Here is a 12,436-nt window from a genome sequence, read left to right as displayed (position 1 = left end):
TGGCCTAGGTTGGAACATTACGGCTAGCCGCTGTTAACTCAGCCTGAAATCTATGCGCGGAGAAGGTGAAATGAAAAGTACGATCAATCTGGCTGCATTAAAAATTAACTACCATGACCCGCGATATAGCAAAAGTTTTCTGTTATTAAGTAGCGAGTTGAACAAACTGAATAGCAGTAATACGGTCAATCTGGATTGGGCGGCACTGGAAAATCGGTGCCATCAGATCTTTCAACAAGACGGCTATGACTTGCAAAGTGGAGTGTGGTTTTGCCTTATTAACACCAAACAGCATGGATGGCAGGGGTTGGCACAAGCTGTTGATTTATTAGCCGAAGCATTTGGCCCCACAGGGGTTCGTTGCTGGCCAGCAGCCAGTGCGGAACATCAGCGTAGGGGAATACTTGAATGGTTTAACGCCTATGTGGGTAGCTTAATTTACATTCTACCTCAGGGTATCGAATATATTCCGTTGATGCAGCGGGTTGAGGTCGCTATGGCACTATTATGCCAACAGGCCAATCTATTACAGTCGCGAATACAGGACCCATTAAATAACTTACGCTATTTTTTGCAAGTTCGCAGTCGCACCATGAACCATATGCCGATGGCAACATCACGCTTGCCAGAAGCACAAAGTGAAACACCGCAGGCAAAGGCAGCTGTAGCGCCTCTTACTAATGAAGCGCCACGACAGGGCGCGAGTTTGAAAACACCGGCAGGACTATGGTGGCACTACATGCCATCGGCATTAACCGGCCTGTTACTAGGGGTCGTCCTGACACTGGCCGTGGTCGGGGGATATCTTTACCGCTCTCCTTCTCTGACAAACCAGCTCGTCGCCCCCATCGGGGCACTGCGCCAGTATGCATCATTTACTACGGAAGGGTGGCCGACAGCCACCGCTGCACAGTGGAATAAAGAGCAGCTATCAATTATTAGCAATGCGGAACAACAGCTTAATTGGTTGTCAGCGCTACCACCTCAATTTCCTTGGGAGCAGGGAGAGCAAATTTCCCGCCAATTAAATAAAGTTTATCCCGATAATCCGGCATCGCAACTTTGGCAGCGCAGGATGCAAGAGAAAACCGGGGATGCATTGCCACTGGGCCGTTGGCTAAAACTAAATGCAGATATTGATCACTTGGAACAAAGGCTCCTGAACTCAGAAAAAAACCGTAATCAGTTCATGACGGTTTCTGAGTTAAAAACGGCGGTATATCAATTGCGTAGAGATCTATACAGTGGCGGTTTACCGGCCGAAGCTTTGCTGGGTAAGCTGGAACAGCATGCCACAGCAGGGGAGGCGATTAGCCCGGCGTTGGTAAAACAGATTGAACAAAGTCTGAGTGCATTAATCGCCCGCTATGTGTCACTGCTACCTTGTATCAGTTCTGACCATTTGGACTCTGCTTGCCCAGTACAGGTGACGGAACAGAAGTCGACAAATTGATTGTATTCAACATATCCACTGCAAACGAAATAGTATTATATTTCTGCCTTATTCCTTATTGCAAAGTGGCATGATAAACATCAATCCACTGCGCGATAACATCGATTGGGTAGTGCAGACATGAAAAACAGTTTTATTGTTATCAAATATCGCTAAATTTGGAAGGCTAGGAAAATTATCAGTCATGGACAGTAACAAATAAAAGTCATAACCCACCGCTGACGGTGGGTTTTTTTATTATCAAGAAAGGAAAATTTACGCGGTAGCAGTGGAGTTAGCAAAATAGTCGCTTAACAGTGTCTTGTATTGATCTGCACTCAGATTATCGGTACGTAAATCCATAAATACCTTACCTTCTTTCAGCACTATTACCCGACTGGCGCTATAAATGGTTTCTGGACGATGGGCGATAAATACTTTAGTGATGTTTAAACTTTTAAGGGTGGTACTGACCTGTCGCTCAACATGTACATCCAAGCTGCTCGTCGCCTCATCCATAAAAAGTATTTCTGGGCGGCGGTACAAAGCTCTGGCGAGCAAAATCCTTTGCTGTTGCCCGCCGGATAAAGCTGACCCCATATCACCGACCAGAGTTTCGTATTGCATTGGCATTTTGATAATGTCCTGATGAACGGCTGCAACGTTTGCGCAATTCATTGCATGAAGCCGGTCACATTCAGTGGCGAAGAATGAGATATTATCCAAAATAGAGCCAGTAAATAGGTGGTCGCTTTGAGTGACGACACCACTGCGCTTACGCATTCTAATTAACGTTTGGCCGTTGGCTGGTTGATTGTTGATGGTTATCTCACCGGAATTGATAGGTAAAATACCCAGTAAAATATTAAACAATGTGGTCTTACCGCAGCCTGAAGCACCGACGATGGCAACAGACTCTCCCGCGGTAATATCCAAGTTAAGCTGTTGCAATACCCAAGGTTCACCCTCGGCATAACGATAATTCACATTTCTTAACGAGATAGATTGCAGCGGCGGGTGATTTTCCTCCGCTAATTCCTCGACTTTCTCTTCCGGCTGAGCCAGCACAATGTCAGATAAGCGATCCATTTGTACTCGCATAATTTTTATTTCAAAGTAACAGTCAATTAATTTGGTAATGCGTGAGCCAAAGGTGGATTTATACGATATAAAGGCCATTAATGCGCCGACTGAAAACACACCGCCCAGCACCGCAGAGGCTCCAAGATAAATAATAATGATATTTTCGACACTGAAAAAAAGGCTGTTGGCAGTTTGATAAGAGAGTTGGATCTTTTGGACCTTCAAACCGGCATTAATTTGCTCAACCAGTAGTGTTAACCAGTTCCTGCGGCGTATTTCTTGATTTTGAAACAGCTTTATCGTTTTGGCCCCACGGATACTTTCCAGCAGGTGACTTTTCTGTTTGGCCTGAAAGATTATCTGCTCTTCAGTCGCATGTTTTAGTGTGCGGAAGAGTAAAACCCGCGTGATGCAATAAATCAGCATGGTGACAACGGAAACCAGTGCCAACAAGGGATTATAAACATACATCACGACAATAATAACTAGTGTCATCACGCCATCGATGACTGCTGTCATCAATGAAGAGGTGAGGGTTCTTTGTATCTCGTTGACTGAATCAAAGCGTGAAACCACATCACCGACATGACGGCTTTCAAAATATTGCACTGGCAAATTAATCAAATGAGAAAAAATATTATTTAGCCATTGGATACTGATCGACGTATTCATATAAATCAGTGCGTAAGATCGCGCCGCAGTGAGAGCCGATTGTAATATCGCCAGCATGGCGAAGCCGAGTGCCAGTGTCAGTAATAAGTTTTTATCTCCCGACACAATCACATTGTCGATGGTCCATTGCAAATAGAAAGGCGATAACAACACCAATACTTCAATACACATTGCTACTACGATGATTTTGCTGGAGAACGAAAAGAATCCGTTCAACTTGCCTAGCAATAAGCCAAAGGTAACTTTTCGGCTTTCATCTTTGACGGTGAAATTATTATCTGGCCATAGCTCAACGGCCACACCAGTGAATTTGTTATTGACGTCTTTAAAGCTTAATACCCTTTCACCTACTGCCGGATCATGAATCACTATCGTATTATTTTTAACCGACTTAAGCACGACAAAGTGATTCATTTCCCAGTGCAGGATACAGGGGGTTTTCAACTCACCCAATTCTTCCAGTTCTAGGCGAACCGGACGGGAGGAGAAATTCAGTTTTTGTGCAATATTGAGCAGGCTGGCCAGCGTCATCCCTTTAAGCGACGCCGGATAACGTTGGCGTAAACTGTTAAGGTCAATAACATGACGGTGATAATTGGCCACCATGGCGAGGCAGGCTAGTGCGCATTCAGAATTTTCATTCTGTAGTATTACCGGCAGTTTGTGAGAAAACTTAAAATTCAATAGCGAAGAGGGGTTCATTAAATTCTACCTGTAATACTGTAAAGAGGGTCCAGAACCCATTCATAGAGTCTTCTGGTTTCTAGATAGACATCAGCATCAATTTCCATACCGGACACCAGCGCAGTCTTCTTGCCATAGGTATTCACATACTGCTTATCCAGTGAGATGGTCACTTTATATAAACCTTCTGACGCATTACTGGCTGGGATGTTGAAATCTACCGCATCGTTAAGTGACATTGCTGTTTTCGATATATGGGTAACCGTGCCGGTATATTGGCCAAATTTCTCATAAGGAAAAGATTTATATCGAATACGTACACTGTCATTCTGTTTGATAAAACCGACACTCTTGCTGGTGGCATACAAAAATGCCACTAAGGGTTCATGCTCAGGGATAACAACTAACAGCGGTTTACTGGCATCAACGTATTGACCAACCTGAGAAAGAATACTGGTCGCCGTACCGGATATTGGGGCATAGATATAACTGTTTTCGTTAGATTCATTCCTGACTAACTGATTTTTAACCTCAGAAATAGTATTTTCTAACTGATTAATACGGTCTTTGTAGGATGCTGTTTGTTCATTCTTATAGGAAATAGCGTCCAGTCGTTGCTTATCGAGAGATTTTTCCTCTAGATAGAGGGTGTCTAGATTAGTTTGTTCTGACAGGACAACCAGTTGGTTATCGTCCAATTCCTGATTTGAAACATAACCAGATTTATGCATTTCTTTAAAACGAGTTTGTTTCTCAAGCAATAGTGCAATTTTCTTTTTTTGTATAATGATTTTTTTATTCAGAATAGATCTCGTTTTGTCAGATTCTTCAATCTGATTTTTAAGATTATTTTCTATCGCTAACAATTGATTAGTTAGATTGATATGGTTATCTGCCATTCGGCTGTGCTGATTTTCTAGCTCAGTACGTACCAGAATATCGGTCTGTCCCAATTGGGAGCTACTTTCCCGGTTGAGGATATAGAGCAGGTCACCTTTATTGACTTGTGCCCCTTCATGGGTCAATAGCTTAATCACTCGGGAAGGTTGGGGAGCATAGACTTTGACAATACCGTCTTTGGGAAAGATAAAACCCGGTAACGTGGCTTTCTTGGTGTAGCTGGCGAAATAGGCGAACAAGATGATGGTGATAAATACGATAAATGCAGTTATGGCAACCACCTGCAAAGGAATCGGGCTTATAACCACTACGGGTCCGATATCGCGGGCACTTTTTGCTGCCAGAACCTCTTTTCTGAATAACACGTTATTTTCTCAGTATCTATAAATAAAAAACAGCACAACCCATGATAGGTTGTGCCGTGGACTACATTATTTTGATTAATGTTTTGCTGTTGGGAAGACCATATCCATGATTGTACCAACCAACATACCAGCACCACCCAAAAGGCCACCAAGGTTAATGACTGGGACACCTGGAATCACATTAAGAATACCGGAAATACCGTTACCAATATCTAGGCCACTGGTCAAGCCAGTCGTGCCGAAGTTGCCCAAGTTGATATTCAGGCCACCTGAAACCATTTCTACTTCTTGGATATCTAATGTACGCATTTTATTACTCCTGGTTTTAAAATAAGACTTCAAATTACTACAATGTTTTTCGGCTACTCACCGCCAACACAGATTATGTAATTACCTAGGGAACGACAATAGCAAAAGTAGAATATACTTTTTTCGCATTAATATAGTGAATATTCCTACGAATATTATAGTTTTTCGCAACTCTAAAATTAATAGTTACTGACTTTTTATATAGCCTTTACTTTAACTGTTGAATTTATCTTGTTGTAATTTCTTTTGTTTTTCCATTGTTTGGCAAGGATGTGTGCTTTTTATTACTTATTCTTATCTTGCTTTTATCTATTTAGTGAGGGTTGAAGATGTCGATTGATATCTTTGGGAAGATAAGGCTGGGATGGCATCTATAGAAATATTTAACAAAAATAGGATGGCATGAAGCTAAACTGATGAAGTGCTTTTCTCGTTCATTTAATTTTTTAATTTTTATGATCTACGTAACAATAATTCTGCATAATGAAAATTCCCACGAATGACGGTGTATTTAACTACATATATTCATTATACCCTATGCTTTAATCTAGTTGCTCTCCTATATTACTCTTATCTAAAGATGAGTTTTGATAGTTGAGTGAAAATCCTCTGTAGCTTTCACAATTAATTTAGTTTCATATACATAATAGGAATAAATGACAAATGAAAAACGCATCAATGAAAAAAAATACAGTTGTAGCTCTTGCAGTAATGTCCATTTTCGCAGCAGCTAATGTGGCACATGCAGCTATACATCAAGAGACAGCAACTGCAACCTGGACTGCAAACGCGTCTAAAACCACCACAGCAAAATTAGCAGTAGACGTTGATTCTACAGTAGATCCAGAGTTTATCTATAATAACACTGATGGTTTTGGCACTGTTGATGCACCTTTCAAGTTGACAGTGAGTGGTGAAGGTTCAGCGACTGCTTTTACCTTGGCGGCTAAAACTACAGGTAGCAATACCCTTCATGCGGCTGTTGGAACTTCAACCCTAAATGTCGGTGTTATGAGTGGCACAACAACCCTGCTTGCAGCCGCTGATACCATTATTTTCGATGCGGCAACCCCAGGTTCATATAATCCTGATTTCGATCCACTGTCTACTTCTTACAACGATAATGTCGATCGGGATGTGAATAGCAAGTTCACATTAAAGGTTATTAATTCTACCAATGACAGTGGTGCTAATGTGGCGCCTTTCGCAATGCCAAATACGACTTGGTCAGGTGATGTTAAAGTCGTCTTCACGGCTAACTGGACTGTACCTGTTTAATTCTATTTAACTTAACAGGTCAGTATTTTCCTATTACTGGGTTTGGAACTGTGTCTGTTCATAGCGGGCGGCAATACGCCGTCCGCTGTTTTATTAATATATAAAAATATTTTATTTATTCTTATCTGATAGAGCATCCAATCCTTTGGCTAATGGAAGTCTATAAATGAAAAAAATATCGATAGTTGCTGCAATGATAAGTGCACTTTCTATTATCCCTGCAGCTCAGGCCGCAAATGTAACCAGCCCTAGTACGGTAACTTGGCAAACATCTGCAAAGAAAACCTCCACGGCATCTCTGGCTGTTGAAGTAGCAAATGATGGTGAAATTGAATTTTACTTTGATCCTGACACGAATAAATTTGATACTACAGACAGCATTTTTACTGTCACTATTGGTGGCGATGGTTCCGCCAGTGCATTTAAATTGGTCGCTACCTTGGGTGACAACACGTTAACTCATACCAGTGGTGCTAGCGTATCTACATTAAAGGTAGGGATGCTTTATAATTTATATGACGATATAACTCCCACTGCTGGCACTTCATTTACGTTGCTTGACTCTACGGTGACAAAGTCAGTAATGAGAGATGCAATGAGAACGCTAATTAATACTACTACTGCTCACCCTGTCCCTAAATATAAGAGCCAGGGCAAGAGTAATGCTTCAGATGTATTCCTCTTCAATATTGTAAGTGGAACATCTAATGGTGTTACTGTTCCCATTCAAAACTTACCAAACGGTGATTGGTCAGGTTACGTCACTGTTAATTTAGTTGCAACTTGGACAGTGCCAGCTTAATTTTATTAATTGTCTAAGCAGAAGATAACTTCTGCTTTTTATTCTGTTAGGGTTTTTATTATGCGATTGTTAACCTTGATTGCTGCCGCTTTTTTATGCCAAAGTTATTCAGTTTATGCTCTGGATGTGGGTGATATCACATCATTTATGCTCAGTGACACTAATAAGATAAGTAAAGAGATTAAGAATCAAAGCAATGGTGGACGTTTTGTTCGGGTGGAAGTGGCGCGTATATCCAGCCCGTTACCGGATGGTGAAATTATTGCGATGGCCAGTCCAGATGAATTGCTTTTTACTCCCGCAAATATGTTGCTCCCCGCGATGGGGGATAATTTGGTGACATTTATTTATAATGGCCCAAAGGATGCACAAGAACGTTACTATCGCCTGAAATGGACTGAAGAGTCATTAAGTAGCCGCAATCCTAACCCGGCAAAAAAGAGTGCGACTGCGAATACTACTATACAATTACAAACTATTTTGGTGGTGTCGCCACGACAAGAAAATGTCTCATATCATTATGCTGATGGAAAATTAACTAATAACGGAAATGCAGCGTATAAAATAGATAGCTATGGCACTTGTCGTGATAAAAGTAAAAAAGAGATCTGTAAAGAAGACTATTTTGTTTTGCCTGGGCAACGCTGGAGTTTCAAATTAGTCGATGTGGAAGATCCTGCTTCGCATATCTCCATTTGGCATAATAACACTTATACCAAAGTTAAATGATCACGATTAAACCTACTTGCTATTATTTGTAATAGCCCGGAGTGGAAATGTGGAGTATATATTAAATAGTCGATATGTCAGTGTCGCCGCTATACCCTTATGCTTTATTCCATCTTTATCTTTATCAGCAGAAAATAAAACACAGATTGAAGGTGTTGTTATTCCTCATGCTTTTGCGCAGGCCTTGCGTGGCGGTATGACTTTACCTTTGCTGCTGCGCTATAAGCAAAATAATGGCAGTGAGCAGGATCAAAAAATTGGTACCGCGTTATTGCAATTAGAGGGGAATAATTTAGTTATTAGGCAAGTTAATATTGAACACAGTAAAAATGGTGCCAGATTATCAGATGAGACCCTAAAATTACTGGCAAAAATAGATGGTCAGGTATTTATCGATAACAAAACTATTCCTGTTTCCGACGTTGCTTCGCTAGATCTGCAACTAAAACAGTTAACATTACAGTTAACGGTACAAAAAAATGCTTTGGGCCTGGAGGCCATTCAACGTAGTGAAGATATTGGCCGTTCATCCATCGAGAACCTGAGCAGTACACTTAATTATACTGGTAGCTTGAGTAATCGTATTAATGGAGGCAATAGCGGTAATAGCTCCAGTTATTTATCGCTGAACAGTATGACCGGATATCGTGAACATCATTTTGACGTCACAGGTGCGTTGTATGGATTAACTGATGATGATAACCGGCAAGGTAAATTATACAAGGCCATGTATGAGCGGGATACTAACGGACGCCGCTTTGCCGCTGGTATGGTGGATAGTTGGAATTTGCAATCCATTGGCCCAGTCACTGGCCTGAACGCTAGCCAGATTTATGGCTTATCCTATGGTAGTGAGGCAAATTCAACGGTATTCGATAATAGCCAGTCTCTGACCCCTATTATTGCTTTTTTACCCTCAGCCGGTGAAGTCCGCTTATTTCGTGATGGCCGTTTATTATCAGTACAACAGTTTGAGATGGGCAATCATGAGCTTAATACCGCCTCTCTGCCTTATGGCATGTATGACGTTGAGATGGAAATTATTGTCAATGGTCAGGTGGTTGAGAAACGCACTCAGTCAGTGAATAAACTCTTTACGCCAACAATCGGTAACGGTGGCAAGACATTATGGCAACTTTGGGGTGGGGCTATCCACTTCGACGAATGGCAACGCTATAACGATAGCCATACCTATGAGCGCGATTACACGCAGAAAGTTGCTGCGCAGAAAACGTATCTGGTGGGGGCATCTGCTGCGGGTAATTTCCGTACTCTGAGCTGGGGAGGCTCAGCGTATTCATTTGATAATAACCCCGTTATAGAAACGCGCTTGAATTTTCCTGCTAGCGAAAGCGTCAATATCAGCATGCAGAATATGCTGTCCGCAGATAATTCTTGGGGGGTAATTAACAGTATCAATTCCTCCTTACCGGGAAATTTCAGCTCTGTGTGGTTGAGTCAGCAGCGCAGTGATATTGGTGACAAGCTACGACAAGCACCCAATGACAGTTATAGCCTCGGTGTGAATGTAAATTTCACGCCGTTGGTGTCCAGCCTGGGTAATCTCTCCGTCAGTTATAACAACGATAGACGCAATAACAATCGTTACTACAATGCCAGTTATAGCCAGAATGTCATGACCAATCGCTACGGTAGATTAGGTCTGCGCCTTGGGATGCAGCAGAGGGCTAACCGTGAGAACGAAAATAACGATTCGGGTAAATATGTTGCGTTAGATTTTAGTATGCCGACCGGCCATTGGTTCAGCGCGGGCATGTCACATCAAAATGGCCGCACCACGGCTAATCTGGCCGCACGCCAGCAGGTGGATATGGGCATTATCCGCAGTATTGGCGGCAATGTCTCCCATACGGTAAAAGGCAAGGATGATGGGCAGCGTGCGTTCAATGGTGGTTTCTCCAGCCGCTATGAAAGTAAATATCTCTCCGGTAATGCTAATGCCAGCAGTAGTGACGATGGATCAATCAACGCCACCTTGAATGGTGAGGGCAGTATCGGCTGGCAAGGGAAGTATATCGCGGCGAGTGGCCGTTCTGATGGCAGTGCCGGTGTGATCATTGATACCGGTAATGGTCTTGGTAAGGAAGGACGGCTAACAGCCAAAGTCAATGATCGCAATATCGAGCTAACCGGGCAGCGCAATTATATTCCGTTACCACCTTATGCTCAGTATGAGGTGCAAATTATTAATAATAATAAATCGTCGGACAATTTTGATATCGGAAGTCAAGCTGAGAATAAATTTATTCTATATCCCGGTAATGTGGCAGTGATTGAACCACAAATAAAGCAGATGGTGACAGTATCCGGTGTTATTAAAAATAAGGAGGGGAATCGATTAGATAATATGAGTATTACCAATAGCATCAGCCAGACGACGACAGACAAAAACGGAGAATTTATTATGGATATAGATAAACACTCGCCAGTAATAAAGTTGAAGAATAATGATAATCGAAGTTGTGTGGTTGAATTGAATCTCTCTGAAGCAAAGGGTGCGGCATGGGTGGGCGATGTGATATGTGATGGCTTAACAAACCAAGGAGTGAGTTAATGTTGACGAATAAAGTCATTCCGTTGGTGGTATTTACCGCGGCTTTTTATCAGCCCGTAGCCATTTCTGCACAGGTGACTGTATTACCGGATGCTGAACAGACCCAATATATTTTTATTGAGAATAGTGCCGATAGTAATTATTTTGTGACCCCAACGGCTGCAGTTTTACCCCATATGGCAGGGGTGAAATCCTCAGGTGCACGGGGTAATAACGGGCTGACGCTCGGTTATATCGATAACGGCCAGATGACCGAATTAGCGGCTAATAATCGCCTAGATATGTGGCTGGAAAATAGCAATATCCAGCGGCCGCTAACCGGTTTTCGTTGTGGAGGGGGGGCTGTTTGTAGTGGATTGCCGCAGTCGATTGATGAGAAAGGTTTTTATGGTGTAACACTCCCAGTCAGCGGCAGTCGCGGAGCGCAGGGAATGATGTCAGACAGTTTCTATTATTATTTGGCTCAACGACCCGTTGGTGATGTGCTAAGAATGGACATCAATTTGTGCTCAACTGCGGAAGAGTATGATGCTAGCAATGGCGCTCGTTGCAAGGATCGGGAACTGGCTAATTGGAGTAAACGTAGTGTATCCCACCAGAAAGTGGCACATTTACGGCTGAAAGAGGTCAATGCTGTTTCTCAGATACTCATTAATACCGATGGTATCCCAGTTGTCGGGCAAGACAGCGCTGACTGCCGCAATCATTCGCTGGCGGGGCAGACGGGCATCATGTGTAAAATGCTGAGTTATGATTTAAATGCCAGTGCGAACATTAATAATTCGGCCATTCATCTCTATCCAGTCATTAATAATCCATTATTAGTCTCGGCTACTGCCGCCAATGACATTAAGTTTAGCCTCAATGGTAATGACTGGAAATCGACCTCGGGCAGCAATGATTATTTTACCTTTAATGAAATGAAAGGTAATCAAGGAATTTACGTTTATTTTTCCAGTCAATTTTTCAAACAAATGCTAAAACAGGGTAATTTACAAACTCGTGATTTATTGCATTTCCGTTTTGTGAATAATGCCTCAGTAGGGGCTGGCTATTATGATATTTCGAGTAGCAATGAACTGATTATTCAGCCACGTGATTTTGAATTGACTATTACCTCGACAGACGGTAGCGCCAATCCTCAGCGGCAAGGTAGTGTGGGGGTGGGTCATGCTCCACTGGTGTTTGATTATAACCTGAGCACTAGTGGCATGACGCAGGCGGATAGCGTAAAAATTATGGTCAGTGGCCCTTCTCAAAAAATTGGTGGTATCGATTACTGTATTTTCTCTTCAGCAGATAACAGTATTCAGGTCCCTTTCCCTGCGCAATTGAATGTCAGTGGTACCCGTGGTGCGGCGAGTCGCTTTTCTGCCAGTTGTAATAGCCAATGGTTCGACATTACCAATATTGGTTGGGGGACTTCTCGCGCTAAGGATAATCCCGCAGTTATCGGCACCCGAGACAGTGCAAATGTGAGTTTTGTCATTCCAATGGACGCACCTGTATCTTTGAAAACAGTCAGTGGCGACAGTTGGTTGGGAGAAGTCAGTGCCTCTGGGGAAATTCACGTACAAGCAACTTGGAATGATAGTTATTAGAGAGAA

9 protein-coding genes are annotated in these 12,436 nt (G+C 42.4%); 6 read left to right on the top strand and 3 right to left on the bottom strand.

Annotated features, from left to right (window positions below; all coding sequences use genetic code 11):
* Window positions 1–70 precede the first annotated feature (70 nt).
* On the top strand, window positions 71–1,453 hold the full coding sequence (locus BN68_RS13695; RefSeq protein WP_019211724.1) for a VasL domain-containing protein: 1,383 nt from the start codon (window positions 71–73) through the stop codon (window positions 1,451–1,453).
* 255 nt (window positions 1,454–1,708) lie between these two features.
* On the opposite strand, the gene BN68_RS13690 is transcribed toward BN68_RS13695, so the two are convergent.
* The 3 genes from BN68_RS13690 to BN68_RS13680 all read right to left on the bottom strand — a co-directional run bounded on the left by BN68_RS13690 (window position 1,709) and on the right by BN68_RS13680 (window position 5,445).
* Complete coding sequence (locus tag BN68_RS13690) at window positions 1,709–3,889, bottom strand: peptidase domain-containing ABC transporter (RefSeq protein ID WP_019211723.1); 2,181 nt, start codon at window positions 3,887–3,889, stop codon at window positions 1,709–1,711.
* Window positions 3,889–5,136 (bottom strand): HlyD family secretion protein, encoded by a 1,248-nt coding sequence (locus BN68_RS13685; RefSeq protein WP_019211722.1) that lies wholly within the window; start codon window positions 5,134–5,136, stop codon window positions 3,889–3,891. Before BN68_RS13685 ends, BN68_RS13690 begins: the two co-directional genes overlap by 1 nt.
* Before the next feature lie 75 nt (window positions 5,137–5,211).
* Window positions 5,212–5,445, bottom strand: coding sequence for a hypothetical protein (locus BN68_RS13680; protein ID WP_019211721.1), 234 nt, complete (start codon window positions 5,443–5,445; stop codon window positions 5,212–5,214).
* A 663-nt stretch (window positions 5,446–6,108) separates the two neighbouring features.
* Between BN68_RS13680 and BN68_RS22965 the strand changes: the two genes are divergently transcribed.
* The 5 genes from BN68_RS22965 (at window position 6,109) to BN68_RS13655 (ending at window position 12,430) form a co-directional block, all read left to right on the top strand.
* Complete coding sequence (locus tag BN68_RS22965) at window positions 6,109–6,723, top strand: common pilus major fimbrillin subunit EcpA (RefSeq protein ID WP_019211720.1); 615 nt, start codon at window positions 6,109–6,111, stop codon at window positions 6,721–6,723.
* A gap of 166 nt (window positions 6,724–6,889) precedes the next feature.
* A complete protein-coding gene (locus BN68_RS13670) occupies window positions 6,890–7,525 on the top strand; it encodes a common pilus major fimbrillin subunit EcpA (protein WP_019211719.1) in 636 nt (211 codons plus the stop codon).
* A 60-nt stretch (window positions 7,526–7,585) separates the two neighbouring features.
* A complete protein-coding gene (locus BN68_RS13665) occupies window positions 7,586–8,254 on the top strand; it encodes an EcpB family pilus assembly chaperone (protein WP_019211718.1) in 669 nt (222 codons plus the stop codon).
* A gap of 49 nt (window positions 8,255–8,303) precedes the next feature.
* On the top strand, window positions 8,304–10,829 hold the full coding sequence (locus tag BN68_RS13660; protein WP_019211717.1) for a TcfC E-set like domain-containing protein: 2,526 nt from the start codon (window positions 8,304–8,306) through the stop codon (window positions 10,827–10,829).
* Complete coding sequence (locus tag BN68_RS13655) at window positions 10,829–12,430, top strand: hypothetical protein (RefSeq protein WP_019211716.1); 1,602 nt, start codon at window positions 10,829–10,831, stop codon at window positions 12,428–12,430. Before BN68_RS13660 ends, BN68_RS13655 begins: the two co-directional genes overlap by 1 nt.
* Window positions 12,431–12,436 lie beyond the last annotated feature (6 nt).

Source organism: Yersinia massiliensis CCUG 53443, from assembly GCF_000312485.1.
Classification (GTDB): Bacteria; Pseudomonadota; Gammaproteobacteria; order Enterobacterales; family Enterobacteriaceae; genus Yersinia; species Yersinia massiliensis.
This window is presented reverse-complemented; position numbering and strand designations above follow the sequence as displayed.